Origin of the sequence: Sphingomonas yantingensis, assembly GCF_014199325.1 — a bacterium.
Lineage (GTDB): Bacteria > Pseudomonadota > Alphaproteobacteria > Sphingomonadales > Sphingomonadaceae > Sphingomonas > Sphingomonas yantingensis.
This window is the reverse complement of record NZ_JACIJJ010000001.1, coordinates 979,064-1,004,039: the sequence shown is the minus strand read 5'-3', so window position 1 is coordinate 1,004,039 and position 24,976 is coordinate 979,064. Positions and strand designations below refer to the sequence as shown.

General features: G+C 68.4%; 28 protein-coding genes and 1 tRNA gene. 13 read left to right on the top strand and 16 right to left on the bottom strand.

All coding sequences use genetic code 11. From position 1 onward, the window contains the following. Positions 1-60 precede the first annotated feature (60 nt). The 4 genes from FHR19_RS05105 (at position 61) to FHR19_RS05090 (ending at position 3,819) form a co-directional block, all read left to right on the top strand. A complete protein-coding gene (locus FHR19_RS05105; protein ID WP_184025128.1) occupies positions 61-1,269 on the top strand; it encodes a hydrolase in 1,209 nt (402 codons plus the stop codon). Further along, on the top strand, positions 1,266-2,276 hold the full coding sequence (locus FHR19_RS05100) for an arginine N-succinyltransferase (RefSeq protein ID WP_184025125.1): 1,011 nt from the start codon (positions 1,266-1,268) through the stop codon (positions 2,274-2,276). The genes FHR19_RS05105 and FHR19_RS05100 overlap by 4 nt, the downstream gene beginning before the upstream one ends. 1 nt (position 2,277) lies before the next feature. Next, on the top strand, positions 2,278-3,534 hold the full coding sequence (locus FHR19_RS05095; protein ID WP_184025123.1) for an N-succinylarginine dihydrolase: 1,257 nt from the start codon (positions 2,278-2,280) through the stop codon (positions 3,532-3,534). A gap of 66 nt (positions 3,535-3,600) precedes the next feature. After that, on the top strand, positions 3,601-3,819 hold the full coding sequence (locus FHR19_RS05090; RefSeq protein WP_184025121.1) for a hypothetical protein: 219 nt from the start codon (positions 3,601-3,603) through the stop codon (positions 3,817-3,819). 40 nt (positions 3,820-3,859) lie between these two features. Here the strand turns inward: FHR19_RS05090 and FHR19_RS05085 are convergent, their stop codons facing one another. Continuing rightward, entirely contained in the window at positions 3,860-4,504 is a 645-nt protein-coding gene (locus FHR19_RS05085; RefSeq protein WP_184025119.1) for a glutathione S-transferase family protein, read from the bottom strand. Then, positions 4,501-5,337 (bottom strand): class I SAM-dependent methyltransferase, encoded by an 837-nt coding sequence (locus FHR19_RS05080; RefSeq protein ID WP_184025117.1) that lies wholly within the window; start codon positions 5,335-5,337, stop codon positions 4,501-4,503. Before FHR19_RS05080 ends, FHR19_RS05085 begins: the two co-directional genes overlap by 4 nt. Before the next feature lie 324 nt (positions 5,338-5,661). Here FHR19_RS05080 and rpsA point away from each other — a divergent pair, with 324 nt between their 5' ends. Both rpsA and FHR19_RS05070 read left to right on the top strand, forming a co-directional pair. Continuing rightward, a complete protein-coding gene (gene rpsA / locus FHR19_RS05075; protein ID WP_184025114.1) occupies positions 5,662-7,374 on the top strand; it encodes a 30S ribosomal protein S1 in 1,713 nt (570 codons plus the stop codon). Between the two features lie 212 nt (positions 7,375-7,586). Beyond that, on the top strand, positions 7,587-7,871 hold the full coding sequence (locus FHR19_RS05070; RefSeq protein ID WP_184025112.1) for an integration host factor subunit beta: 285 nt from the start codon (positions 7,587-7,589) through the stop codon (positions 7,869-7,871). 497 nt (positions 7,872-8,368) lie between these two features. On the opposite strand, the gene rimM is transcribed toward FHR19_RS05070, so the two are convergent. The 3 genes from rimM to ffh form a co-directional block, all read right to left on the bottom strand. Beyond that, positions 8,369-8,869, bottom strand: a complete 501-nt coding sequence (gene rimM / locus FHR19_RS05065) for a ribosome maturation factor RimM (protein WP_343053165.1) — start codon at positions 8,867-8,869, stop codon at positions 8,369-8,371. 84 nt (positions 8,870-8,953) lie between these two features. Then, a complete protein-coding gene (rpsP, locus tag FHR19_RS05060; RefSeq protein WP_184025108.1) occupies positions 8,954-9,364 on the bottom strand; it encodes a 30S ribosomal protein S16 in 411 nt (136 codons plus the stop codon). A gap of 105 nt (positions 9,365-9,469) precedes the next feature. After that, positions 9,470-10,963, bottom strand: a complete 1,494-nt coding sequence (ffh, locus tag FHR19_RS05055) for a signal recognition particle protein (protein WP_184025106.1) — start codon at positions 10,961-10,963, stop codon at positions 9,470-9,472. Positions 10,964-11,193: 230 nt separating this feature from the next. Between ffh and FHR19_RS05050 the strand changes: the two genes are divergently transcribed. Continuing rightward, positions 11,194-12,807 carry a putative bifunctional diguanylate cyclase/phosphodiesterase gene (locus FHR19_RS05050; RefSeq protein WP_246359288.1) on the top strand — a complete coding sequence of 538 codons (1,614 nt, stop codon included), beginning with the start codon at positions 11,194-11,196 and terminating at the stop codon, positions 12,805-12,807. Here the strand turns inward: FHR19_RS05050 and FHR19_RS05045 are convergent. After that, positions 12,782-13,327, bottom strand: a complete 546-nt coding sequence (locus tag FHR19_RS05045; protein WP_246359287.1) for a DUF924 family protein — start codon at positions 13,325-13,327, stop codon at positions 12,782-12,784. The genes FHR19_RS05050 and FHR19_RS05045 overlap by 26 nt on opposite strands. 83 nt (positions 13,328-13,410) lie before the next feature. Between FHR19_RS05045 and FHR19_RS05040 the strand changes: the two genes are divergently transcribed. From FHR19_RS05040 to FHR19_RS05030, 3 genes are read left to right on the top strand one after another with little or no spacing between them, the layout of a single operon-like run. Beyond that, complete coding sequence (locus tag FHR19_RS05040; RefSeq protein WP_184025096.1) at positions 13,411-14,592, top strand: MiaB/RimO family radical SAM methylthiotransferase; 1,182 nt, start codon at positions 13,411-13,413, stop codon at positions 14,590-14,592. Further along, positions 14,589-15,518: a signal recognition particle-docking protein FtsY gene (gene ftsY / locus FHR19_RS05035; RefSeq protein WP_184025092.1), complete on the top strand. Its 930-nt coding sequence runs from the start codon at positions 14,589-14,591 to the stop codon at positions 15,516-15,518. The genes FHR19_RS05040 and ftsY overlap by 4 nt, the downstream gene beginning before the upstream one ends. Before the next feature lie 35 nt (positions 15,519-15,553). Beyond that, positions 15,554-16,135: an inner membrane-spanning protein YciB gene (locus FHR19_RS05030; RefSeq protein ID WP_184025933.1), complete on the top strand. Its 582-nt coding sequence runs from the start codon at positions 15,554-15,556 to the stop codon at positions 16,133-16,135. Positions 16,136-16,232: 97 nt separating this feature from the next. On the opposite strand, the gene FHR19_RS05025 is transcribed toward FHR19_RS05030, so the two are convergent. The 6 genes from FHR19_RS05025 to FHR19_RS05000 all read right to left on the bottom strand — a co-directional run bounded on the left by FHR19_RS05025 (position 16,233) and on the right by FHR19_RS05000 (position 19,179). Further along, the gene (locus tag FHR19_RS05025; RefSeq protein ID WP_184025088.1) at positions 16,233-16,376 is read right to left on the bottom strand and encodes an entericidin A/B family lipoprotein; all 144 of its coding nucleotides are present in this window, start codon (positions 16,374-16,376) and stop codon (positions 16,233-16,235) included. Between the two features lie 59 nt (positions 16,377-16,435). Then, positions 16,436-16,582, bottom strand: a complete 147-nt coding sequence (locus FHR19_RS05020; protein WP_184025085.1) for a hypothetical protein — start codon at positions 16,580-16,582, stop codon at positions 16,436-16,438. Then, positions 16,579-18,090 (bottom strand): PAS domain S-box protein, encoded by a 1,512-nt coding sequence (locus FHR19_RS05015; RefSeq protein ID WP_184025082.1) that lies wholly within the window; start codon positions 18,088-18,090, stop codon positions 16,579-16,581. The genes FHR19_RS05020 and FHR19_RS05015 overlap by 4 nt, the downstream gene beginning before the upstream one ends. Before the next feature lie 11 nt (positions 18,091-18,101). Then, positions 18,102-18,569, bottom strand: coding sequence for a CsbD family protein (locus FHR19_RS05010; protein WP_184025079.1), 468 nt, complete (start codon positions 18,567-18,569; stop codon positions 18,102-18,104). 25 nt (positions 18,570-18,594) lie between these two features. Beyond that, positions 18,595-18,918 carry a hypothetical protein gene (locus tag FHR19_RS05005; protein WP_184025077.1) on the bottom strand — a complete coding sequence of 108 codons (324 nt, stop codon included), beginning with the start codon at positions 18,916-18,918 and terminating at the stop codon, positions 18,595-18,597. A gap of 96 nt (positions 18,919-19,014) precedes the next feature. After that, positions 19,015-19,179 carry a hypothetical protein gene (locus FHR19_RS05000; RefSeq protein WP_184025074.1) on the bottom strand — a complete coding sequence of 55 codons (165 nt, stop codon included), beginning with the start codon at positions 19,177-19,179 and terminating at the stop codon, positions 19,015-19,017. Positions 19,180-19,337: 158 nt separating this feature from the next. On the opposite strand from FHR19_RS05000, the gene FHR19_RS04995 reads away from it, so the two are divergent. Next, positions 19,338-20,231, top strand: coding sequence for an ROK family protein (locus tag FHR19_RS04995; RefSeq protein WP_184025072.1), 894 nt, complete (start codon positions 19,338-19,340; stop codon positions 20,229-20,231). Positions 20,232-20,240: 9 nt separating this feature from the next. Here the strand turns inward: FHR19_RS04995 and FHR19_RS04990 are convergent. From FHR19_RS04990 to FHR19_RS04975, 4 genes are all read right to left on the bottom strand, one after another. Beyond that, a tRNA-Met gene (locus tag FHR19_RS04990) sits at positions 20,241-20,317 on the bottom strand. Positions 20,318-20,376: 59 nt separating this feature from the next. Continuing rightward, positions 20,377-20,889 carry a 2'-5' RNA ligase family protein gene (locus FHR19_RS04985; RefSeq protein ID WP_184025070.1) on the bottom strand — a complete coding sequence of 171 codons (513 nt, stop codon included), beginning with the start codon at positions 20,887-20,889 and terminating at the stop codon, positions 20,377-20,379. Further along, entirely contained in the window at positions 20,886-22,730 is a 1,845-nt protein-coding gene (locus FHR19_RS04980; RefSeq protein ID WP_184025930.1) for a potassium transporter Kup, read from the bottom strand. Before FHR19_RS04980 ends, FHR19_RS04985 begins: the two co-directional genes overlap by 4 nt. Positions 22,731-22,950: 220 nt before the next feature. Next, positions 22,951-23,418 carry an Lrp/AsnC family transcriptional regulator gene (locus FHR19_RS04975; protein WP_184025068.1) on the bottom strand — a complete coding sequence of 156 codons (468 nt, stop codon included), beginning with the start codon at positions 23,416-23,418 and terminating at the stop codon, positions 22,951-22,953. Between the two features lie 132 nt (positions 23,419-23,550). On the opposite strand from FHR19_RS04975, the gene ald reads away from it, so the two are divergent. Next, on the top strand, positions 23,551-24,657 hold the full coding sequence (gene ald, locus FHR19_RS04970) for an alanine dehydrogenase (protein WP_184025066.1): 1,107 nt from the start codon (positions 23,551-23,553) through the stop codon (positions 24,655-24,657). Positions 24,658-24,709: 52 nt separating this feature from the next. Next, positions 24,710-24,934, top strand: a complete 225-nt coding sequence (locus tag FHR19_RS04965; RefSeq protein WP_184025064.1) for a DUF3072 domain-containing protein — start codon at positions 24,710-24,712, stop codon at positions 24,932-24,934. Positions 24,935-24,976: the final 42 nt, after the last annotated feature.

Sequence of the window (24,976 nt, the reverse complement as noted above, 5' to 3'; positions counted from 1 at the left end):
CTTTCCAGCGAACCCGCGGGCGGGGGTGACGCCGCGCTTCCCCCGCGCTACCAGCCGGGCATGGAGAGACTGACCCCGGTGGAACGCGCGGCCGTCGAGCACGTCGCGGACGCCCCGATGCGCGAACAGGTGGAAGCGTGGTGCGCGATCAATTCGGGCACGCGCAACCTTGAGGGCGTGGCGGCGATGGGCGGCGTGCTGGCGGACGCCTTCGCCGCGCTGCCCGGCGAGATCGCGATGGTCGAGCCCGCGGCGGTCGAGGCGGTGGAGCCCGACGGCCGTGTCGTGGGTATCGATCATGGCCGGCACCTGCACCTGACCGTCCGGCCCGATGCGCCCGTCCAGATGCTGTTCACCGGCCACATGGACACCGTCTATCCCGCCGACCATCCGTTCCAGTCGCTGACCATCCGCGACGACGGCGCGATCAACGCGCCGGGATCGGCGGACATGAAGGGCGGGCTGTCGCTGATGCTCGCCGCGCTAAAGGCCCTCGAGGCGAGCCCGCTTGGCCCTCGGATCGGCTATGAGGTCGTCATCAATTCGGACGAGGAAACGGGCAGCTTCGCTTCCGCCGCGCTGCTCGCGCGGGCGGCGCGAGGCAAGGTCGCTGCGCTCACCTACGAACCCGCGCTCGCCGACGGGACGCTCGCCGGCCCGCGCGGGGGCACGGGTAATTTCGCGCTCGTCGTCACCGGCCGCAGCGCCCATGCCGGCCGCAACCCGCACGAGGGGCGCAACGCGATCGTCGCCGCCGCCGACCTCGCGCTGCGCCTGGCCAAGGCGGGCCGCGAGGGGCTGAGCGTCAATCCCGCGCGGATCGACGGCGGCGGGCCGAACAACGTCGTCCCCGACCACGCCGTCCTCCGCATCAATTTCCGCCCGCGCGACGCCGCCGCGATCGAAGCGGCACAGGCCGCGCTCGATCTCGCCATCGCCGAGGTTGCGGCGAGCCACGACGTGCGCGTCGACCTGCACGGCAGTTTCAACCGCCCGCCCAAACCGCTCGATGCCGGCGCCGAACGCCTCTTCGGTCTCGTCAAACAGGTCGGCGCCGATCTCGGCGTACCGATCGCCTGGCAATTCTCGGGCGGCGTCTGCGACGGCAACAACATCGCGGCGTGCGGGGTCCCCGTCGTCGACACCATGGGCGCCCGCGGCGGCGCCATCCATTCAGCCCAGGAGTTCCTCATTCCCGAAAGCCTGCCCGAGCGCGCCGCCCTGTCGGCGCTGACGATCCTGCGCATCGCCGAAAAGGGTCGCCCATGAGCTTTCGCATCCGCGCCGCCCGCGATGAGGATCTTCAGCCGCTCTACGAGATGGCGAAGCTGACCGGCGGCGGCTTCACCAACCTGCCCCCCGACAAGCCCGCGCTAAAGGCGAAGCTGGAGCGCAGCCACGAGGCGTTCGGCCGCACCGATGATGCGGTGCGCGACGACCTCTACGTCCTCGTCCTCGAAAATGCGGAAACGGGCGAGGTGCGCGGCACCTGCCAGATCTTCACGCAGGTGGGGCAACGCTGGCCCTTCTACAGTTATCGCATCGGCACGATCACAAAGCGCAGCGAAGAGCTCGGCCGCACCTTCCGCTCCGAAACGCTCAATCTCGTCAACGACCTCGAGGGGGCGAGCGAGGTTGGCGGGCTGTTCCTGCATCCGGGCGAACGCGCCGGGGGCCTGGGCATGCTGCTCGCGCGCAGCCGCTATCTGTTCATCGCCGCACACCGCGCGCGCTTCGCCGACCGCATCCTCGCCGAGCTTCGCGGGGTGATCGACGAGGCGGGCGGCTCGCCCTTCTGGGACGGGGTCGCCGGCCGCTTCTTCGGGATGAATTTCCAGGCCGCGGACGAGTTCAACGCGACCCACGGCAACCAGTTCATCGCCGACCTGATGCCCAAGCACCCCATCTATATCGCGATGCTGTCGGAGACCGCGCGCGCCTCGATCGGCCTGCCGCACCCCAGCGGCCGCGCGGCGATGCGGATGCTGGAGGGCGAGGGGTTCGCGCATGACGGCTATGTCGACATCTTCGATGGCGGCCCGACCATGACCGCGCGCACCGACGCGGTGAAGAGCATCCGCGAGGCCACCGCGGCCCCCGTCGCGGCGCTCGCGGATGACGGCGACTCGAAGCTGGTCGCGACCGGACGGCTTGCCGAGTTCCGCTGCGCCTTCGGCAAGGTCGCGACGAGCGAGGGCGGCGTGACGCTCGACCCGGCGTGCGCCGGGCTGCTCGGGATCGAGCCGGGCGCGACTGTCCTGCATGTGGAGCGCTGAGATGGCGTCGCTGGAAATCAACTTCGACGGGCTGATCGGCCCCAGCCACAATTATGCCGGGCTCAGCCCCGGCAATCTCGCCGCCACGCGCAACGCGGGCGCGGTGTCGCAGCCGCGCGCGGCCGCGCTGCAGGGCATCGCCAAGATGCGTGCGAATATCCGCCTCGGGCTCCGCCAAGGCATCCTCCTGCCCCACGCGCGCCCCGACCGGCGATGGCTGGCGAGCCTGTCGACCGACTTCGACGCCGCCGCGCCGCATCTGCAGGCGCAGGCGCTGTCCGCCTCGGCGATGTGGGCGGCCAATGCCGCCACCGTCTCGCCCGCGCCCGACACCGCGGACGGGCGCTGCCACCTGTCGGTCGCCAATCTCGTGACGATGCCGCATCGCAGCCACGAGTGGCCCGGCACGCTCGCGCAGCTTCGCCTCGCCTTCGCGAGCGATGCGTTCGCCGTCCACGGCCCCGTCCCCGCACCGTTCGGCGACGAGGGCGCGGCGAATCACATGCGGCTTTGCCCACGCCACGGCGAGGCGGGGGTCGAGGTCTTCGTCTACGGCGTCTCGGGCGGCCCCTTCCCCGCGCGCCAGCATCGCGACGCGAGCGAAGCCGTCGCCCGCGCCCACGGCCTCGATCCCGTGCGCACGCTGTTCGTTCAGCAGTCGGTCGAAGCGATTGCCGCCGGTGCGTTCCACAACGACGTGGTGGCCGTCGCCAACGAGCGCGTACTGTTCGCGCACGAACACGCCTTTGCCGACAAGGCGGGCTTCTATGCCGACCTCACTCGCCTGATGCCGGAGGTGGAGATCGTCGAGGTACCCGCCGACCGCGTGACGCTCGGTGATGCGATCACCTCCTATCTCTTCAACGCCCAGTTCGTGACGCCGCCCGACGGCCTGCCCACGCTGATCGTGCCCACAGAGGCGCGCGACAACGCCGCCGTCTGGGGCTGGCTTCAGGACCATCTTGCCGGCAACGGCGCGATCCGGCGGGTCGAGGTGGTGGACGTGCGCCAGTCGATGGCGAACGGCGGCGGCCCGGCGTGCCTGCGCCTGCGCGTCGTCGCCGATCCGTCGACGATCGACCCGCGGTTCCTCGTCGATGAGGGCAAGCTCGACCGGCTCGCCGCGGTGGTCGAGGCGCACTGGCCGGAGGCGATCGGCGCCGACAACATCGGCGACCCGGCACTGATCGGGCGGATCGAGGCGGCGCGGCGCGCGCTGCTGGAGACGCTCGGCCTTGTCGAGTTACTTGACAGTTAACCCTGCTCGGTAACGCCAAAATGGCGGCTTTCCGGGTCTGGTACGCATTTTGCAGAACGCTTTGCCATGTGGCAGAGCGTATCCCGGCTGTTCGTCATCAAGACGAAGTTCGAAGCCTTCGTCGTCATCTACGGCCTCGGCACCGGGGCCGTGGAGCGTGGCATGCATTACCTGCACGATTATCCGGGCTTCGGCGGCAAGCTCCTGTTCGCGGTCTGCCCGCTCGCCGTCTTCATGGCCGGCGCGCGCATCCTCGATTCGATCGAGCGCGGCTACGGCGAGTAACCCCGTCACCCCGGACTTGATCCGGGGTGACGCGCAGATGTTAGGCGTAGGCGTACGGCCCACCCTTCGCCAGCGCGGTCTGGTATGCCGGGCGCGCGTGGATGCGCTCGAGCCATGCGATCGTCGCCGGCCGGCTGGCGTCCAGCCCGCCGCGGCTCTTCGCCGCCTCCAGCGGGAAACTCATCATCACGTCGGCGGCGGTGAAAGCATCGCCCGCGAACCACGGCCGGGTCGCGAGTTCGCTTTCGATATAGTCGAGATGCACGTCGATCATCGGCTGGATGCGCTTCATCGCCGCCTTGCCCAGCACCGGCACCTTGCTCAGTACCAGCTTGACCAGCAGCGGCGGCATCACCGACCCCTCCGCATAATGGAGGAAGAAGCGGTAGCGCAGCATATCCTCTCGCCGCGCCGGAGTACCGAGGCGGCCGTCGCATTTCTCGACCAGATATTCGACGATCGCGCCGGTTTCGGCGACGACAACACGGTCGCCGCCGGCGGGGGCGACATCCTCGATCACCGGCGACTTGCCGAGCGGGTGGATGCGGCGCAGTTCGGGCGGCGCGAGCATGGTCGCCTTGTTCCGCTCGTACCGCTTGACCTCATAGGGCAGGCCCAGTTCCTCGAGCAGCCAGAGCACGCGCTGCGACCGCGAGTTTTCGAGATGGTGGACGATGATCGTCATGCGGGCTCCTCGGGATTGCGGGCGGTCCAGATCCAGGCGGCGGCGGAAAAGGCGACGCGGTTCTCCGAACGCTTCGCCGCGCAAAGCGCCGCAAGCCGCTCTAGCAATTCGCCCTGCCGGTCGCGCGGCGCGTCGGCGATCGCACGGGCAGCCGGACCGATACGGCGGAGCAGCGCTACCGCCTCGTCCACCGCATCGGCGCCGTCGCCCGCGACATAGTCGTAATCGACTACCTCGCCCCGCGCATCGCGCCAGCCGGCATCGGCCAGGATGCGCTCGACCTCGCCCGCCAGTGCAAAGGCGAACGGCCCCGGCCCGCCCGCCTGCCCGTCGGCGCCGCCAGTCTCGACGCCGAGAGCCGCCGCCGGCTCGGTCGCCCAGCCGTTCAGCGCGCGCGCTCGAAAGCAACTGAAGACGATCCGCCCGTTCGGCGCCGTCGCGCGCCGGAGCGCTGCAAAGGCTGAGACGGGATCGTCGAAAAACATGACCCCGTGGCGCGAAACGAGCCGGTCGTACGCCGCCTCTCCCGTCAGCACCGCTGCGTCCGCGACCCGGAACGTCGCACGCCCCGCGCCCCGCTTCTCCGCCGCGGCGACCAGCGCGGCGGACAGGTCGACGCCCGTCACTGCCACGTCACGCCGCGCCGCGGCGATGGCGAGCGACGTCGCCCCCGCCCCGCACCCGACGTCGAGCACGCGCGCCCCCTCGCCCAGCCCGTCCAGCGCCGCCGCCAGCAGTGCGGGGTCCAGCTCGGCAAAGCTTCGGTCGGTCCGCAGCCACTCCGCGGCCCAGGCGTCGCCGACGCGCGCCCGCCAGTCGGCGCCGCCCGTCATGCAGTCGGAAGTTCGATCGTCATGGGGCGAAACTAGGCGGCTCGCCCCGCTACGGCAACGGCGGCGCGCGCTTGCGTTTTTGGCGCGCACGCGCTAGGCGCGCGACCGTCCGACGAGTATATGCTCGGCGGCGGAGCGGCCTTGCGGCATGACCGACCGGCCCCTTTCGCTATCGTAACCGCGATCGAGAGACCTTCGCCTCCCCGCTCATGCGCTCGCGCGGATGCCGTAGCGGCATTCGGCCGCCACGGCATTCTGGCCCAAAGACCGCCGGATCCAACCGGCTGGCCGGAAAACGTCAACACTGAGGATCCACTCCAACCCATGGCTACCAACCCCACCCGCGACGATTTCGCCGCGATGCTCGACGACATGTTCGGCGGTGCCGACAGCTTCGAGGGCCGTGTCGTCCACGGCACCGTCACCGCGATCGAGAACGACCTTGCCGTCATCGACGTCGGCCTGAAGAGCGAAGGCCGCGTGCCGCTGCGCGAGTTCGCCGCGCCGGGCCAGAAGGCCGAGCTCAAGGTCGGTGACGAAGTCGAGGTCTATGTCGACCGCGTCGAGAACGCCAATGGCGAAGCGATGCTGTCGCGCGACCGCGCCCGCCGCGAAGCCGCCTGGGACAAGCTCGAGCTCGAGTTCAGCCAGGGCAACCGCGTCGAGGGCGTGATCTTCGGCCGCGTAAAGGGCGGCTTCACCGTCGACCTGTCGGGCGCCGTCGCGTTCCTGCCGGGTTCGCAGGTCGACATCCGCCCCGTGCGCGACGTCACCCCGCTGATGGACCTGCCCCAGCCCTTCCAGATCCTGAAGATGGACCGCAAGCGCGGCAACATCGTCGTGTCGCGCCGCGCCGTCCTCGAAGAGACGCGCGCCGAGCAGCGTTCGGGCCTGATCCAGAGCCTGGCCGAGGGTCAGATCATCGACGGTGTCGTCAAGAACATCACCGACTACGGTGCGTTCGTCGACCTCGGCGGCATCGACGGCCTGCTCCACGTCACCGACCTCAGCTACAAGCGCGTCGGCCACCCGTCGGAGATGCTGAACATCGGCGACACGGTGAAGGTGCAGATCATCCGCATCAACCGCGACACCCAGCGCATCAGCCTTGGCATGAAGCAGCTCGAGAGCGATCCGTGGGATGGCGCCGGTGCCAAGTATCCGGTCGGCGCGAAGCTGTCGGGCCGCGTCACGAACATCACCGAATATGGTGCGTTCGTCGAGCTGGAGCCGGGCATCGAGGGCCTCGTCCACGTCAGCGAAATGTCGTGGACCAAGAAGAACGTCCATCCGGGCAAGATCGTCTCGACTTCGCAGGAAGTCGAAGTCGTCGTGCTCGAGGTCGACGAGGACAAGCGCCGCATCAGCCTCGGCCTCAAGCAGGCGCAGCAGAACCCGTGGGAGCGCTTCGCAGAGGCGCATCCGGTCGGCACCGAGGTCGAGGGCGAAGTCAAGAACGCCACCGAGTTCGGCCTGTTCATCGGCCTGGACGGCGACGTCGACGGCATGGTCCACATGTCGGACATCGCCTGGGGCATCTCGGGCGAGGACGCGCTGGCGCTCCACCGCAAGGGTGAGGTCGTCAAGGCGATCGTCCTGGCGGTCGAGGCCGACAAGGAGCGCATCAGCCTTGGCATGAAGCAGCTCGAGCGCGGCGCCCCGGTTGCGGGCGGTGCGGCGGCTGCCGGCGGCGCGGGCCGCGTGGGCAAGAACGAGATCGTTACCGTGACGGTGCTCGAAGTCCGCGACGCGGGCCTCGAGGTCCAGACCGGCGACGACGGCGCCACCGGCTTCATCAAGCGCACCGACCTCGGCCGCGACCGCGACGAGCAGCGCCCGGAGCGTTTCCAAGTCGGCCAGAAGTTCGATGCGATGGTGACCGGCTTCGACCGTTCGAAGAAGCCCACCTTCTCGATCAAGGCGATGCAGATCGCCGAAGAGAAGCAGGCGGTCGCGCAGTACGGCTCGTCCGACTCGGGCGCGTCGCTCGGCGACATTCTCGGCGAGGCGCTGAAGGCGCGCGGCGAGAAGAACTAAGACCTTTCGGGAAACCGGATGGGAATCGGGCGGCGGGTGCATTCGCATCCGCCGCCCTTTTCATTGGGTCTCACCCCAATGGATCATCGGTACGGGACAGGTTTCAACGCCGCTACCGATTGATGGAGATTAGCCCTATGCGCTAGGGTACGTCGTTAGCGGACTTATCTCGATCGATCGTTGGATCGATATCCGCAGGGGCATGATTTGACATGATACGTTCCGAACTCGTCCAGCTACTGGTCCGCGACAATCCGGATCTTGCGGTCCGTGACGTCGAGCGCATCGTCAACATCTTCTTCGACCAGATCACCGCGCGCCTGTCGGAGGATGGCCGCGTCGAGCTGCGCGGTTTCGGCGCCTTCTCGACCCGCGCACGCGATGCCCGCACCGGCCGCAACCCGCGCACGGGCGAGGTCGTGCCGGTGGATGCCAAGCGCGTCCCCTATTTCAAGCCCGGCAAGGAAATGCGTCAGCGCCTGAACGTCGGCGAATAGCTTGCCTTGCGCCGCGCCCGCCTTATGGCAGGAGCGCGGCATGCGGGCGTGGCGGAATGGTAGACGCAACGGACTTGACGCGAAAATTGAGTGCGCGCCGGGAAACCGGCGACGTAGAACCGCTCAAATTCGGGGAACCCTGTCAGATGGCGATCCCGAGCCAAGCCCGGCGGCCTCGTGCGGCCGGGAAGGTGTAGAGACTAGACGGGCGGCGCCTAAATCCCGGTTGCGGGACAGGGCGAAGGGATAGTCCAGACCCCGAACGCTTGCGGCCCCTAGCGGCCGGAGCGGCGGCGAAAGCCGTAGCGGGTACGAAAATCCGGTGGGCCGAACGGCCCGTGGGGGTTCGAGTCCCCCGGCCCGCACCAACCGCACTACCTCAGATCAACAGGTATCAAGCTGATCTCGGCGCTGGAGGAGATCGTCCAGTAAGCGCGCAACCGGCGGTCGAAGGCGCGGTTGAAGGAGGACAAAGGTCGCGTGACAGGCGATTGAGGCTAATCAATGAAGGCCTCGGCGACGACCAGTTCGGTCTCGTCCCAATGCGGCACCGCCTGCACCGTCAGGGGCACGAGGAAGCGGCGGCCGCCTTCGCGCTCGATCTCGACCAGGTCGCTCGCGCCGTAATTCTCGACCGCGACGACAGTGCCGAGCAGTTCGCCCGTCCCGCTGCGCGCGGGAAGGCCGATGAGGTCGGCATGGTAATATTCGCCCTCGCCCAGCGGCGGCAGGCACGATCGGGGTACGGTCAGCGCGGTGCCGCGCATCGCCTCTGCGGCGGTGCGGTCGGCCACACCCTCGAACCGGGCGATATCCTGGCGCAGGCTCACCAATTTCAGCGTGCCGCCGTTGAACAGGCGGTAGGATGCCAGATCGTTGGCGAAGATCTTGAGCTTCACCTCACCGCGAATGCCGTGCGCGCCGGTGATCGCGGCCAGCGTCACGGGCCGGTCCGGGTCCGCCGGGAGCGGCGCCTTGCTGTTCGCCGGATCGGTCACGCGCGGAATCCTTGTAATCGGTCGACGCATCGCCCGCCGCCGCGCGCGCCGGACCCGGCGGACCGCGCGGCGACGGGCAAGCCCTTACGCCTCGGCGCTCTCTTCGGCCGGGGCATCGGCGGGCGCGTTCTTCGCCGCTTCCGCGGCTTCCTGCTGCGCCTTCAGCTTCTCGGCCTTCTCCTCGGCGCGCTCGGTCGCCTTCTCGCCCGGCTTGGCCTTGTTCGGGTTGTTGCGCGCGGCGCGCTCACGGACGCCCGCGGCGTCGAGGAAGCGAGCGACGCGGTCGGTCGGCTGCGCACCGACGCTCAGCCAGTGCTTCGCGCGATCGGTGTCGAGCTTGACGCGCTCGTCCGAATCCTTGGCGAGCAGCGGGTTGTAGGTGCCGATCTTCTCGATGAACTTGCCGTCGCGCGGGCTGCGCGCGTCGGCGACGACGATGCGGTAATAGGGACGCTTCTTCGAGCCGCCACGCGACAGACGCATGCTGATTGCCATTTGAACTTCTTCCTTCTTCTCAATTCGTGACCCCGGCTGGCCGGGGCCTGATAGTTGTCGTTTGCTTGCGGCCGAAGACCCCCGCGTTCGCCGGGGCGACGGCCCTTACTTCTTCTTCAACAGGTCTTCGAAGCCGGGCGGCAGCTTGGGCATCTCGCCCCCGCCGCCGAGGCCGGGGAGCCCCCCGCCCGCCTTCGACATGAAATCGCCCATCGCCGGGCCGCCGAGCGCATTGCCGATCCCGCCCATGCCGCCGCCGGGGCCGCCCTTGCCGAGCATCGCGGCAAGGCCCTTGATGCCGCCCATCTTCTTGATGCGCTTCATCGCGGTCGCCATTTCCTGATGCATCTTCAGGAGCTTGTTGACGTCCTGCACGGTGGTGCCAGACCCCTTGGCCACGCGGATCTTGCGCTTGGCGTTCAGAAGCTCGGGCTTGGCACGCTCCTTGATGGTCATCGACCCGATCATCGCGTCCATGCGCAGGAGGATACGCTCGTCCATGTTCGAAGCCGCCATCGCGGCCTGCGCCTTCTTCATGCCGGGGATCATGCCGGCCAGCGCACCCAGACCGCCCATGCGCCGCATCTGCGCCAGCTGGCTGCGCAGGTCGTTCATGTCGAACTGACCCTTGGCCATGCGCGCGGCCATCTTCTCGGCATCGTCGGCCTGGATCGCCTCCGCCGCGCGCTCGACCAGCGACACCACGTCGCCCATGCCGAGGATGCGGCCGGCGACGCGCTTGGGGTGGAACGGCTCGATCGCGTCGAGCTTTTCGCCGACGCCCGCGAACTTGATCGGCTTGCCGGTGACGGCGCGCATCGACAGCGCAGCGCCGCCGCGCGCATCGCCGTCCATCCGCGTCAGCACGACGCCGGTCAGCGGCACCTGCTGAGAAAAGTTGGTGGCGACGTTGACCGCGTCCTGGCCGGTCAGCGAATCGACGACGAGCAGGATTTCGTCCGGCTTCGAGATGTCGGCAACCGCCTTCATCTCGTCCATCAGCGCCTGATCGACGTGCAGGCGACCCGCGGTGTCGAGCATCACCACGTCGAAGCCCTGGAGCTTCGCCGACTGCATCGCGCGCCGGGCGATATCGACGGGCTGCTGGCCCGCGACGATCGGCAGCGTCGCGACCTCGATCTGCGTGCCGAGTACCGCCAGCTGCTCTTGCGCAGCCGGGCGATTGACGTCGAGCGACGCCATCAGCACCTTCTTGCCGCGCTTCTTGACGAGGCGCGAGAGCTTGGCCGTCGTCGTCGTCTTGCCCGAGCCCTGAAGCCCGACCATCATCACGACCGCGGGCGGCGTCACGTCGAGGTTCAGGTCGGCGCTGTCCGACCCTAGCATCTCGACCAGCGCGTCGTTGACGATCTTAACGACCTGCTGCCCCGGCGTGACCGAGCGAAGGACGTTCTGGCCGACCGCTTCCTCGGTCACCTTGTCGACAAATGCACGCGCGACAGGCAGCGCCACGTCCGCCTCGAGCAGGGCGATCCGCACCTCGCGCATCGCGCCGCGCACATCGGCTTCGGTCAGCGCGCCGCGGCCGCGCAGACGGTCGAAGACGCCGCCAAGCCGATCGCTGAGACTGTCGAACATGCGCTTTCAACTCCGTTTCCGCGACCCGACCGGCGTAACGCAAAATGCGCCGGCGGACGAAACCTCGTCGGCCGGCGTACCCCTCGGGGCGCTCTGCATCACGATCCGTTCGGAGCGTTGGCCGCGGCGCATAGCGCAACACCCGCGCCGACGCAACGCCGCGTCGCGATTAACGGCTTCTTGACGCGACCTGTGGCACCCGGCGTTCGATGGGGAGCGATCGACACGCCATGCGGAAGACCGAACGGGCCGATTCCGGCGACAGCCAGCGCCTGACCGGCGCGATCAGCGTCGCAGCGATCCTGCTGTTCGTCGGCATCGGTTCGACCGTCCTGTCGCAGCTTGTCGGCCAGCAGCTGGGCACGCGTGACGGCGCGGACGAGATCCTCGTCATCGCGCTCCTCCTCAACACCGCGCTGATCCTGATCGGATGGCGGCGCCATGCGGGGCTTGTCGGCCAGGTGCGTGGCCATGCCGAGGCGGAGGCGCGCGCCCGCGCACTTGCCGCGCGCGATCCGCTGACGGGCTTCCACAACCGCCGCAGCCTGGCCGACGAGGGCGCGGCGATGCTCGTGGATGCGGAGCGGCGGGGCAAGGCGACCGCGCTGATGATGCTCGACCTCGACCACTTCAAGAGCGTCAACGACATGCATGGCCATGCCGTCGGCGACACTTTGCTGCGCATCGTCGCGCAGGAAGTGACAGCGATCACGCCGACCAGCGCGCTGCACGCGCGCCTCGGCGGTGACGAGTTCGCGATCGCGATGGTGTTCGATTCGAGCGCACCCGAGGTCGTCGAACGCGTGGCCGAACGCCTCGTCGCGCGCCTGGCCCAGCCCTTCGATGCCGAGGGGCAGAAGCTGCACATCAGTTGCTCGCTGGGCCTCGCCCGATCCGATTTCGGATCGCGGTCGATCGAGGCGCTGATGCGCGCGGGCGACATCGCGATGTATGCGGCCAAGAAATCGGGCCGCAACCGCTTCGCCTGGTTCGACGAATCGATGGAGCGCGAGCTCAAGGCGCGCAACGACCTGGAACAGGGTCTGCGCATCGCCATTCCGGGCGGCCAGATCGTCCCCTATTTCGAGCAGCAGATCGACCTTGCGACTGGCGCGCTAACGGGGTTCGAGGTGCTGGCCCGCTGGGAGCACCCGACGCGCGGCGTGATCGGCCCCGACCGCTTCATCCCGATCGCCGAGGAAACCGGCATGATCGCCGACCTGTCGCTGTCGATCATGCGACAGGCGTTCACCGCGGCGCGCGACTGGGACCAGGCGCTGACGCTCTCGGTCAACATCTCGCCATGGCAGCTTCGCGATGCGTGGCTGGCGCAGAAGATCATCAAGACGCTGACCGAGACGGGTTTCCCCGCCAGCCGGCTCGAGATCGAGATCACCGAGAGCGCGCTGTTCGACAACCTCGCGCTCGCGCAGTCGATCGCCGGCAGCCTGAAGAACCAGGGCGTTCGCCTCGCGCTCGACGATTTCGGCACGGGCTATTCGAGCCTCGCGCACCTGCGCGCGCTGCCGTTCGACCGGATCAAGATCGACAAGTCGTTCGTCACCTCGATCAACGAGGCGCCTGATTCGGCGGCGATCGTCACCGCGATCGTCCGGCTGGGCGAGAGCCTCAACCTGCCGGTGACGGCCGAAGGGGTCGAGGACGGCGCGATCGCCGCGCGCCTGATCGCAATGGGCTGTGCGAAGGCGCAGGGCTGGCATTATGGCAAGCCGCTGTCGCCAGTGGGCGTGCGGTCGCTACTTGCCGAGCGCCACCTGATCGTCGGCGCCGCGCCCGCGACCAGCAATGTCGAGCCGATCACCAGCCGGCGTCGGGCCGGCTGAGATAGGCCTGCTCGGCGGGCGTACTCTCCCGCCCCAGCGCCGCGTTTCGCGACGGGAAGCGGCCATACTCCTCGATCACTTCGCGATGCGCCCTCGCGAAATCGAGCGAGTCGGCATCGCCCAGCGCCTCGAACAGCCGCACGCATTCGGCCTGCGCGCCGGCATCCTCTGCGTGCATGAACGGCATGTAGAGGAACTTCGCGCGGGCGGGCGGCAGTTGCCCGTCATACCCCTTCGCCACGCCCTCTCGCGCCAGTTGCAGCGCCAGCGGGTCGGCGGCGAACGCCTCCCCCGACCCGCGATGGAGGTTGCGGCCGAACTGGTCGATCAGGACGATCGCGGCGAGCAGGCTGTCGGCATCGTCGCGCCAGCCCGCCGCTCCGCCCGCCACCACCACCCCGCGAAGCTCGCCGAAACGCCGCGCGATTTCGGCATCGAGCGCGTCGTCCTTGGCGAAATGCTGTTCGGGCGTGCATTCGCCGAACCAGAAATCGAGAATGGCGGCGGCATCCTTGTGCATCAGTCCCCTTTCGCGGTGATGGACTTCCGGGGCCATCGCTCCTAAGTCCCGGCCCATGTTCGCCGCCAAGCGCCCGGGCTGACATGGCCGAGATCGTCACGCTGGGCTGCCGCCTCAACCTCTCCGAAAGCGAAACGATCCGGTCGATGCTGGGCGATCGTCCCGTCGCGGTCGTCAATTCGTGCGCGGTGACGGGCGAAGCCGTGCGCCGCTCGCGCCGTGCGGTGCGGCGACTGGCGCGCGAAAATCCCGGCGCGGAGCTCGTCGTCACCGGTTGTGCCGCGACGATCGACCCGACGGCATTCGCCGCGTTGCCCGGCGTCACCCGCGTCGTCGCCAACCCTTTGAAGCTGGCGCCCGAGGCATGGGGCGCTTCGGCGCCCGCCGCCCTGCCCCCCTCACCCCACGCCCGCGCGCTGGTCGAGGTGCAGAATGGCTGCGACCACAGCTGCACCTTCTGCATCATCCCCGCCGGCCGCGGTCCCAGCCGGTCGCTGCCCGCCGGCGGCGTGGTCGAGCGTATCGCGGCGCTGGTCGCGGCGGGCCATCTGGAGGTGGTGCTGACCGGCGTCGACCTGACGAGCTACGGCGCCGACCTCCCCGGCGTGCCGACGCTCGGCCATCTGGTCGAGCGCATCCTGCGGCTGATTCCCGATCTTCCTCGCCTGCGCCTGTCCTCGATCGACCCGGCCGAGGTCGACGACCGGCTGTTCGCGCTGCTTGCGCACGAACCGCGGGTGATGCCGCACCTCCACCTATCGATGCAGGCAGGCGACGACCTGATCCTCAAGCGGATGAAGCGCCGCCACAGCCGCGCACAAGCCGTCTCGCTGGTCGACCGGCTGCGCGAGGCGAGACCCGACCTCGCCGTCGGTGCCGACCTGATCGCCGGCTTCCCGACCGAGAGCGAGGCGGCATTCGAGAACGGCCGCGCGCTGATCGAGGAATGCGGGATCGTCCACGCGCACATCTTCCCCTTCTCCCCACGCGAAGGCACCCCCGCTGCGCGGATGCCAGAGGTCGATCCGGTGACGGTGCGCGAGCGCGCCGCGATCCTGCGCGATACTGCCGCCCGTGTCCGCCGCGACTGGCTTACCAGCCTTGTCGGCACCGCTCAGTCGGTGCTGGTCGAACGCCCCGGCGATACCGGCCATGCCGAGAACTTCGCCGAGGTCCGCTTCGCCGCGCGGCGCGAGCCCGGCACCCTTATCCCGGCGCGCATCACGGCAGCCGCCGACGACCATCTGATCGGAGACATCGAATGAACGGCCCAAGCTGGCATGAAAAGCTGCTCGGGGGCTTTCGCAAGACCTCCGACCGGCTGATGGGCAATCTGGCCGGCCTCTCGCTCGCGCGACTGGACGACGCGACGCTCGACGAGATCGAGGAGGCGCTGATCGCCTCCGACCTCGGCCCCGAAACCGCCGCGCGTGTCCGCCAGCGGCTGGCCGAGGGGCAGTATGAGCGCAACATGGAGGAACTCGGCATCCGCCTGGTCGTCGCCGAGGAAGTGGAAAAGGCGCTGCAAAAGGTCGCCAAGCCGCTGGAGATCGAGGCCTTTCCGCGGCCGCAGGTGATCCTCGTCATCGGCGTCAACGGTTCCGGCAAGACGACGACGATCGCCAAGCTCGCCAAGACGCTGGTCGATCAGGATTACGGCGTGATGCTCGCGGCAGGCGACACCTTCCGCGCCGCCGCGATCGGCCAGCTTCGCACCTGGGCCGACCGCATCGGCGTGCCGATCGTCTCGGGCGCCGAGGGCGGCGACGCGGCCGGCATCGTCTATGAGGCGGTGAAGCAAGCGACCGCGACCGGCATCGACGTGCTGATCGTCGACACCGCCGGCCGCCTCCAGAACAAGCGTGAGCTGATGGACGAGCTGGCGAAGATCCGCCGCGTCCTCGGTCGCCTCAATCCCGCCGCGCCGCATGACGTGGTGCTCGTCCTCGACGCGACGACGGGGCAGAATGCGCTCAGCCAGATCGAGGTGTTCAAGGAAGTCGCCGGCGTCACCGGCCTCGTCATGACCAAGCTCGACGGCACTGCGCGGGGCGGCGTGCTCGTGGCGGCGGCGGAGAAATACGGCCTGCCGATCCACGCGATCGGCGTCGGCGAAAAGGCCGACGACCTGCGCCCGTTCGACGCGCGCGAAGTGTCGCGGATCATCGCCGGGGTGGAGGAACTGCTGTGAGCACGGCCAAGCCCCCCCTCTCCCCGGCCCTCCGCATGGCGGTCGACTATGGCCCGCTCGCGGTCTTTTTCGCGGTCAACGCGCTGGCGCCAGGGAACGAGATCGGCCGCATCCTCGCCGCCACCGCCGCCTTCATGGTCGCGATCGCCGCGGCGCTGATCTTTTCGTGGGTGAAGGCGGGGCACATCTCGCCGATGCTGTGGCTGTCGGGCGGGCTCGTCCTCGTGTTCGGCAGCCTGACGCTCTATTTCCACGACCGCACCTTCATTCAGGTGAAGCCGACCTTCGTCTATGCGATGTTCGCGGTACTGCTCGCCTATGGCCTCGCGACCGGCAAGCCGCTGCTCCAGAACCTGCTCGAGAGCGCCTATCCCGGATTGTCGGCAAAGGGGTGGCGGCAACTGACGATCAACTGGGCCGGCTTCTTCGCGGTGGCGGCCGTCGCAAACGAGGTCGCCCGCGCGAGCCTCGACTGGGATCAGTGGGTGACGTTCAAGACATGGGGGATGATCCCGGCGACGCTGATCTTCACCTTCGCCAACATTCCCATGCTGCTGAAAAACGGCCTGCAACTCGAAAAGCGCGAGGAAGCCGCCGTCCCGCCACCCGAGGGCTGACAAGCAAAAGGACGGCCGGCGGTAGGGGCGCCGGCCGTCCATTCGCCGCGGCAAGCCGCCGACTGGGCGGCCGAAACGCCGCCGCGGCGAAACCCGTTTAGTTCTTGCTCTTCTGGCCCGACGCTTTCTCGACGGCACTGCCCGCCGACTTCAGGTCCTTGCCCGCGCCGCCCACAGTGTTGCAGGCGCCGAGCGTCATCATCGCGGCCAGGCCGGCCATCGCGGCAATCTTCGTCTTCATCGATAGTCTCCTCTTCATGGGATCATCGCCCGCGGCCAAGCTGCGAGCGCCGGGGGAAGCTATTTCTTCGGGTTGGCGTCGGCCTTCGCCTCCGCCTTTTCGGCCTCGCCGCGGCGCACCGCGGCGTCGTCGCCGATCAGCTTGCCGATCGCCGCGCTTGCCGCGCCTTTCGCGGCCTTGGCTTCGTCCTTCGGCTTGTCGGTCATCCGCCATTCTCCAGTCGTCCGGCGATCAGCGCCTCGCCGTCGAAACCGCGCGCGCGCGCCCAGGCGGCGGCGGCGGTGCGGCGATTGACGCCAATCTTGGAATAGATGCGCGCGACATGATTGCGCACGGTGTTGCCCGAAACGCCCAGCGCCCGCGCGATGCTCTTGTCGTCGAGCCCGCGACAGATCTGCGCCAGCACCTCGCGCTCGCGCGGGGTCAGGTCATCGATCCCCGCCCCGTTCTCGTCGGGCTGCGGCGCGCGCAGCCGGGCGAGCTTGTCCATGATCGACCGGCTGAACCAGCGCGTGTCCTTCATCACCGCCTCGATCGCCTCTACGAGCTCGATTTCGGTCGCCTTGCGCTGGGTGATGTCCTGGAACGCCCAGAGCACGCAGTCGTCGCCGCCGATCCGGATCGAGACGGTGGAGACGAGGCAGTCGATATGCCCGCCCTCCCGCGCGGCGATGCGCACCTCATGCCCGCGCAGGTCGCGGCCGTCGGCGATCGCCTGTTCGACCTCCCGCCGGGTCCGCTCGTCGGCCCAGAGGCCCGCCTCGGCCAGCGAGCGGCCGATGATCGTCGCCTCCTCATGCCCTGTCAGGCCTGAGAAGCTCTCGTTGATCTCGCACAGGCGATGGCCGTCGCGCGCGCCGATCGCCATCGGCACCGGCGCCATCTGGAAGGTCCGGGTGAACCGCTCCTCGCTATGGCGCAGCGCCGCCTCGGCCGAGCGGCGCGGCTCGAGATCCGCGAAGGTGAACAGCATGCACGGCTCGCCGCTCATCTCGATCGGTTGCCCGGCGACGATGACCAGCTTGGTCCCGCCGCCCGGCAGTTCGAGTTCGGCCTCCATCTGGGGAATCGTGCGCCCCTCGGCCAGGCGCGACTTGGCAAGCTCGCGGTCGGTCGCCTCGCGCAGCACGTCGATCTCGTAAACCGTGTGCGCCATCACTTGGTCGCGCGCGTGCCCGGTCATGTCGAGAAAGCCCTGGTTGACCTTGACGTAGCGAAGGTCCGCCAGCCGCGTGATGACCGCGGGCGCGGGATTGGCGTTGAACGACTGTTCGAAGCGATCCTCCGCCTCGAACCGCGCGGTCACGTCCTGGATGACGAGCACGACCATCGCTGGCTCGCCCTCGTCATCGTCGTTGAGGACGAGGCTGCGGACCTGATGCACCCAGCGGGGCGTATCGTCGTCGCCGACCGACACCTCCACCACCACTTCGGAAAAGCTGTCGCCGGCGACCACCCGCTCGATCGGATAGTCATCGGCGGCGAGCCGGTGGTTGTTGCGATAGCGCAGGCGGAACCGCTCGCGATACTCGTCGACCGTCCGGCCGAGCTCCTCCAGACGCTCGACCCCGTGCATCGAAAGCGCGGCATCGTTCGCCCAGAGCAGCGTCTCGTCGGGGTCGATCAGGATCACGCCCTCGTCGAGCCCGGCGATGATCTGGCGGAGATGGCGCAGGTCGACGGACTCGCGAAGGGGCTTGAGCTGGCTCGCCATGCGCGTCTCGCTCAGGCGCGGCGCCCGTGGATCAGCGCGCCGATCGCATAGCCGCCGGCCAGCGCCGCGATCACCGCCCAGACCGGCGCGTCGCGGCGCACCGCCGCCTCGGCACGCCTCACACCGCGGCGCAGTTCCTTCTCGGCGCGATTCGCCCCGTGGCGCAGCTCGTGCTCGGCATGCTTGGCCCCGCGGCGCAGGTCGCGCTCTGCCTTGTCGGCCTCGTGGCCCAAATCCTTGCCCGAGCGGCCGACCAGATCGGCCGCACGGTCGCGCGCGCGCTCGATCAGCGAAGCGGTTGCATCGGCGACGTCGCCCGCCACCGACTGGGCGCGGCCGAGCAAGTTTTCTGCCCCACCGGCGAGCTGGTTCTTGACGCCGTTGGCCTGCATTTCGCGATTGCCGATCAGGTCGCCGACCGCTTCCTCCACCTTGCCGCCGGCATAGCAGACGTCGCCGCCCAGTTCATGCTTGTTCATCTGAAATCTCCTGTCTGGCTCGGGATCAGAGCACGACGCCGCATGTCGCGGCCGCCTTGCCCACTTCGAGCGCCACCTTGGGATCCTTGATCTCGCCCGCCACGCGGACGAGGTCGCCGCCCGTCAGCTGACCGGGGTTCGGGTCGTCGCGGCGATAGGCCGCCGCCGCCTTGCCCAGTTGCTGAAGCTGGCCGAACGAAAGCTCGCGCCCCAGCCGGTCGCCGACACACTGCGACCGTGCCTGGTCGAGGCCGTAGCGCTGGAGCCCGTCGGAGATGCGCATCGACGGCGCGGCGCAGGCGGCAAGCCCGCCCGCAGCGACGGTGATGATCGAAAGCGTCTTCTTCATGGCCGTCTCCGCAACGCGAACACGCCCACATCGGCGGGTTCGGGCGGAAAAACCTATGATAGGTTAGGGCGTTCCTGGTATCTTTGCGCCTGATCCTTAGTGGTCATCTACCATGACCGACGCCGCACGCTCGGTATAGAGCGTCGCAAACCGTTCATGCAGCACGCGATTTCCCGCCTCGGCGGTGCGCGCTGCTAGGTCGCGATGATCCGCGCTGCGGCGCAGGAAATAGTCACGCTCTTCGCTGGCGCTGCGGCTCATCGGAACATCCTTGGTCTGAAGGCCCACGCATATCCGAGCGTTCAGGAGGGCGGAATGGTGCGGACCGACCCCCCGCCTAGTGCAAGCCCCGCGTCCGTTCGGGTGGCTTGACGCGCATCGCGGGCCATGCGCTTTGCAGCAGGGCTGCGGAGATTTGTATGAGCGGAAATCGATTGTACGGCTGCGTCGAGGCCGGGGGTACAAAGTTCGTCTGTTCGCTCGGCAACGACGAGGGGCTGATCGGCGAGCGGGCGCGGATTGCGACGACGAGGCCGGAGCAGACGTTGGCCGAGGTTCGCGCCTTCTTCGCCGCTGCCGCTGACCGCCACGGCCCGATCGACGCCTATGGCATCGGCAGTTTCGGCCCGATCGACCGCGACCGCGGCTCGCCCGGCTGGGGCAGCATCCTGAAAACACCGAAGCCGCACTGGAGCGATGCCGCGCTAGTCGCCGGGATCGTCGGCGACGCCGACGTGCCGACCGGCTTCGACACCGACGTCGCCGCGGCGGCGATGGCGGAAGCCACGGTGGGCGCGATCGGCGGGATCGTCGTCTACGTGACCGTCGGTACCGGCATCGGCGGCGGCGTGGTCGCGGACGGCGTGCCGCTCGACGGCGAGCGTCATGCCGAGATGGGCCATTTCCGCGTGCCCCGCCATCCCGCCGACACGGGCTTTGCCGGCCGCTGCCCTTATCATGGCGACTGCCTGGAGGGGATCGCATCCGGGCCGGCGATCGTCGACCGCTGGGGTTGCTCGCTCTCCGACCTGCCGGACGATCATGTGGGGCATGAGATCGTCGCCCAAGCGCTCGCCCATCTGTCGATCACGCTGATCGCGACGCTGTCACCGCGCCGCATCGCGCTGGGCGGCGGCGTGCTGCACACGCCCGGGCTGATTGACCGGATCCGGCGCGAGGCACGGCGGCTCAACAACGGATATCTGCTGCCCGACGAGATGATCGACAGCGTGGTCGCCCCGACCGCGCTCGACGGCGATGCCGGCCTGCTCGGCGCGCTGATGCTGGCCCGGCGGGCAGCGCAGATCGACTGACTGAAGGGATGGTAGCGGAGGAGGGACTTGAACCCCCGACACGCGGATTATGATTCCGCTGCTCTAACCAACTGAGCTACTCCGCCCCAAGGGGCCGCGCCGCATGGCGGCGAGGCGGGCCACATATCGGCCGCCCGCCCCCCGGTCAAGCGAACATATGGCGGCTCATCAATTCCCACGGGCCGCCGCGATACCACCACGCGGCAAGGCCGGCGACGGCGAGCGGGCGGGGCGTGAACCCCGCCTCCAGCTCGGCCTTCAGCACCTTCGCCGCGGCGGGCTCGACCTTGTTCTGGATCGTCACGTGCGGGCGCCAGCCGGCCTGATCCTGCGGCATCAGCATGCCCCGGAACGCATCGGCCAGGCGAGCACGGATCGCCTCCAGCTCGGGACTCTCGATACGAAACGCTGTCCCCCGCCCCAGCGACATGACGCCGCCGACGCGCGCCGGCGGCATGGGCACGCCGCGAGTCTCGGCGACGAGGCGCTGCTTGAGCTCCGGCGCGAGGCTCGGCGCGATGTGGTGGAACAGCGTCAGATGCGCGTCGAGGTGGTTGCGCTCGGGCGGGAAGTACGCGCGGCGCAGGTCCGTTAGCCAGGCCGCATCCTCGGCCCCCAACAGCGCCGTCACGATGATGGGCGCGTCGACCGCGCTCAAATCTCCACCTGGCTGCCCAGTTCGACCACGCGGTTGGTGGGCAGGCGGAAGAACTCCATCGCGCTTTCGGCGTTGCGAAGCATCCAGGCGAACAGCTTTTCGCGCCACAGCATCATGCCCGGCCGGGCCGAGGGGAGCAGCGTCTGGCGCGCGAGGAAGAAGCTCGTCTCCATCATCCGGAACTCGCCCTCGCAATTGTGGATGCGCTTCAAGGCGGCGGGCACGTCGACTTCCTCCATGAAGCCGTAGCACAGCACCATGCGGTGGAAGCCGCTTTCCAGATGCTCCAGCCGCACGCGATTGGGCTCAGCCACATAGGGCTCGTCGATGACCTTGACGGTCAGGAGGATCACGCGCTCGTGCAGCACCTTGTTGTGCTTGAGGTTGTGGAGAAGCGCATGCGGCACCCCCTCTGGCGTCGAGGTCATGAAGACCGCGGTGCCGGGCACGCGGGTCGCCGAATTGGCGGCGGACTGAATGAACACCTTGATCGGCATCGCGCTCTCGCGCAGCCGCTCCATCATCAGCTTGCGCCCCTTCGACCAGGTCGTGAGCAGCGTGAAGATGACGATCCCGACGAGCAGCGGGAACCAGCCGCCATCGGTTACCTTGAGCATGTTGGACGCCAGATACGCGCCATCGATGATGATGAAGGCGGCGAACAGGATGCCCGCAAGGATCCGGTTGAACTTCCAAACCCGGAACATCAGCACGCCGAGCATGCAGGCGGTGATGAACATCGTCCCCGTCACCGCGATGCCATAGGCGGCGGCAAGGTCGGTCGAATTACCGAAGGTGAACACCAGCAGCAGCACCATGACGAGCAGCGTCCAGTTGACCGTCGGGATATAGATCTGCCCCACGGTCGTCGCGCTGGTGTGCGTGATCCGCATCCGCGGGATGAAGCCGAGCTGGATCGCCTGCTGCGTGATCGAGAAGGCGCCCGAGATCACCGCCTGGCTGGCGATCACCGTCGCCATCGTCGCCAGGATGACCAGCGGCAGGCGCCATTCGTCCGGGGCCATGCGGAAGAACGGATTGGACACCGCGCTGGGGTCGTTGAGCAGCAGCGCCGCCTGTCCCAGATAGTTGAGGATCAGCGCCGGAAAGACGAGATACAGCCACGCGATCGAGATCGGCCGGCGGCCGAAATGGCCCATATCGGCATAAAGCGCTTCCGCCCCGGTCACCGCGAGCACGACCGAGCCCAGCGCCAGGAAGGCGAGCATCGGCCGCTGCGCGAAGAATTCGGCCGCATAATGCGGCGAAAGCGCGAAAAGGACCTCGGGCCGGGTGACGATCTGCATCACGCCGAGCACCGCCAGCGTCGCGAAATAGACGAGCACGATCGGGCCGAACAGCTTGCCCATCGTCTCCGTCCCCCGCGCCTGAAGCACGAACAGGAAGACGAGGATCGCCGTCGCGATCGGCAGCACCCACGGGCCGAAGCCGGGGCTGACCGTCGTCAGGCCCTCCACCGCCGACAGCACCGAGATCGCCGGCGTGATGACGCTGTCGCCATAGAAAAGCGCGGTCGCGAACACGCCGAGCATGACGAGGCTGGCGGTCCACCCCGCCCCGCCGCTGCGCCGCGTGATGAGCGCGAGGAGCGACATGCTGCCCCCCTCGCCATTGTTGTCGGCGCGCATGATGAAGCCGACATATTTGACCGTGACGATCATCACCATCGTCCAGAAGACGAGGCTGACGACGCCGTAGATGAAGAAGCTCTCCACCGGCAGCCGGTGGTGGCCGATGAAGGTCTCCTTCATCGCGTAGAGCGGGCTGGTGCCGATGTCGCCGAACACGATGCCGATCGCGCCCACGACGAGTCGCCACATCGGCTGGCTCTTGTGATGCGGGGCGGCAACGGTTTCGGCCGTCGGGTCGGTGGGGGCGCCTTCGGCGGCGGCGGTCGCGCCTGCGGGAGGGGTCACGGGCGCGCGGCTTTCCGGGCGGCCGGTGGGGGCGAGGTCAGCGCGGTGGCGACGGTCCGGTCCATGATCGGCGCGCCGTTAGCACCGCGCGATGCGGCCCGCAATGCGGGGCGGGTAAGCCGGCTCATCCGAGCATCGCCTCCGCCTCGCCCAAGGTGGGCACCTCGCGCAGGACGAAGCTCGAATTGATCGTCGTCACGCCCGGCAACCGGCCCAGATGCTCGCGGTGAAGCCGTTCATAATCATCGAGATCGCGGGCAAGGATCGTCAGCCGGTAATCCTGCTGGCCGGAAACGAGCGCGCAGCCGACGACGCCGGGGATCGCGCCCACCGCCCGCTCGAACGCGGCCAGATCCTCCTCGACCTGAGTCGACAGCGTGATGTCGACAAGTGCGGTGACGTGCACGCCGAGTCGCCGCGCGCCCAGCCGCGCGCCGTATCCTCGGATCGCGCCCGCCGCCTCCAACGCGGCGATGCGACGCGAGCAGGCCGATTGCGACAACCCGCACTGGTCGGCCACGCGTGCGACAGGCGCGCGTGCATCGTCGGCCAACGCGCGCAGGATAACTCGGTCGATGCGATCGATCTGCATGGATACGCCATATAAACGGATCCTAGCGCGGCATCCATGCAAAGAACGCTTCCAAGGCGCGTGTCTTTGCAAGGACGCCGCTCCCGTCCCGATGCTATTTGCCGCGCAAATAACTCGACAGGAGATAGAGTGATGCGGATCGGCGTCCCCAAGGAAATCAAGAACCACGAATATCGCGTCGGCCTGACCCCGCCGTCGGTCGCCGAACTCGTCGCCGCCGGGCACGAGGTCGTCGTCGAGACCAAGGCGGGCGGCGGCATCGATTTCGAGGATCAGGATTATGTCGCCGCGGGCGCGCGCATCGTCGTCACCGCGGCCGAAGTGTTCGCGCAGAGCGACATGATCGTGAAGGTGAAGGAGCCGCAGGCGAGCGAGATCGCGCTGCTGGAGCCGCGCCACACGCTGTTCACCTACCTTCACCTCGCCGCCGACAAGCCGCAGGCCGAGGGGTTGATGAAGTCGGGCGCGACCTGCATCGCGTACGAGACCGTCACCAGCGACTCGCGCAGCCTGCCGCTGCTCAAGCCGATGAGCGAGGTCGCGGGCCGCATGTCGGTCCAGGTCGGCGCGCATTACCTTGAAAAGGAGCAGGGCGGCCGCGGCGTGCTGCTCGGCGGCGTGCCGGGCGTGGCGCCGGCGCGGGTCGCGATCCTCGGCGGCGGCGTCTCGGGCGTCAACGCCGCGCAGATGGCGGTCGGCATGCGCGCCGACGTGACGATCTACGACATCAACAACGATCGCTTGGCCGAGCTCGACATGTTCTTCTCGAGCCAGATCAAGACCGCGTACGCGTCGAAGGCGGCGATCGCGGCGGCGGTGAAGAACGCGCACCTCGTCATCGGCGCGGTGCTCGTCCCCGGCGCGGCCGCGCCGAAGCTCGTCACGCGCGAGATGGTCAAGACGATGAAGCGCGGTTCGGTGATGGTCGACATCGCCATCGACCAGGGCGGCTGCTTCGAGACGAGCCACGCGACGACGCACGAAGACCCGGTGTTCGAGGTCGACGGCGTGATCCATTATTGCGTCGCCAACATGCCGGGCGCGGTCGCGCGTACCAGCGCGTTCGCGCTCAACAACGCGACGTTGCCCTTCGCCCTCCGCCTCGCCAACCTGGGTGCGGAAGCGGCGATGAAGGCGGACCGCCATCTCGCCAACGGCCTCAACGTCTACAAGGGCAACATCGCGTTCAAGGCGGTCGCCGACGATCTGGGTCTGCCCTATCAGGCCTGGACCGCCTGATCGGAACACATTGAGAACATGATGCGTTGGCCGCGGCGAAGGAGACTTTGCCGTGGCCGAACCGCACAATCCCAAGACCGAACCCTTCTCCAATGCCGAGAAGGACCCCGACGACTGGACGACCGGCGACGAGCCGATGACCGGTGCGCAGGCGAGCTATCTCAAGACGCTGAGCGAGGAAGCGGGCGCGCCGTTCGACGACTCGCTGACCAAGGCCAACGCATCGAAGGCGATCGACGCCCTGCAGGCGAAAACCGGCCGCGGAACAGAAAGCTAGACTCCAGTCTTGCACCTCTCCGGCGCACATGGTTTGTTATGA